Source organism: Kitasatospora sp. NPDC085895 (genome assembly GCF_040702125.1).
GTDB classification, from domain to species: Bacteria; Actinomycetota; Actinomycetes; order Streptomycetales; family Streptomycetaceae; genus Kitasatospora; species Kitasatospora arboriphila.
Genome location: NZ_JBFBJY010000248.1, coordinates 1 through 1,110 on the forward strand (window position 1 = coordinate 1; position 1,110 = coordinate 1,110).

Sequence of the window (1,110 nt, forward strand, 5' to 3'; positions counted from 1 at the left end):
TTAGCTTCGCCGCTCAGACCCAGATTGCGCAGGTCGTAAGCCAGTACGTTGTAGCCTGCATCGTGCAGAATTTTATAGTCCGGCAGGAAGCTGAAAGCAAAATCGTTACCGCCTGCAGCGCCGATGGAACGCCACGGCTCGCGGTCGGCAGGCAGGCCAGTCCGGCTGCACCACACAGGGTGGTTACAGATGATGACCTTGTCGGAACCTACGCAAGGGATGAACCACGCTTCCAGCGGCACGCCGTCCAACGCTGGGAAAAAGACGTCTTCATACTGCAAACCGAAGTCAGTGGGTTTGCCGATGACCGGAGAACGGATAGGTTTACTGAAAATAGCAACCATGCTTTCAACGATGGCATCGGCTTCTTCACGGCTTGGCGTAGACGTTGTCTGTGTCATGATATTGTGCTCCATTTATAATATATTGGTTAAAGTGCATATTAGTTAATCAATAGTTCGCAGATGCGCTGTATTGCTTAGCTGAGATGGATACTAGTAAGGATATTGTTTGCGATAAATAGCAAAAATATAAACGTATTGTTTCACTAAACAACAACAATAGGGGGCGATGAGAAAAAGACAGAAGCAGCAATCAGACAGAGGCTGACCTCAGCGATAATAAAAAAAATCACTTACACCAATAACAAGTCACAAGTCACAAGTCACAAGTCACAAGTCACAAGTCACAAGTCACAAGTCATTATTAATAACGCCAAAAATTCCATGACGTAAAAACCCACATAAAATGCCGACAACGTTTCAATTTGATAAGTCAGCGGCTCATTTGAAATCACGGTGAATATATCGATAGGGTTATGTTCACTCTGGTGGCTTGTCAGAAGAAAAAGTGCCGCGGCTGTTCAAGCGCAGACTCGTCGCAATGCCGCATCGTCGAGTACCAATTTTGACATTTTTGCACTGGTGCTTAATCACGTAAGGCTCATTGCCAGAGCAAACGACGACAGGATAAACCTGCTGATTAAAAAATGCGCCTCTTCTCCATGCCCCCTGACTTTCTAAAGCACTGTATTTTAATACCGTCATTGTGTTCGTGGCGCAAAGCGGCATCCATCGCCAAAAGTCGCCATACGCTGCTGTCCTCTGCGTA

Annotated in this window: 1 protein-coding gene and 1 pseudogene; both read right to left on the minus strand. The window is 46.4% G+C overall.

Annotated elements, in window-relative coordinates; all coding sequences use genetic code 11:
* A pseudogene (locus AB0442_RS42595) lies at positions 1 to 416 on the minus strand (hypothetical protein); the annotation flags it as partial.
* Between the two features lie 405 nt (positions 417 to 821).
* Positions 822 to 1,110 (minus strand): hypothetical protein (locus AB0442_RS42600; RefSeq protein WP_366168867.1); only part of this gene is annotated, 289 nt, incomplete at its 5' end.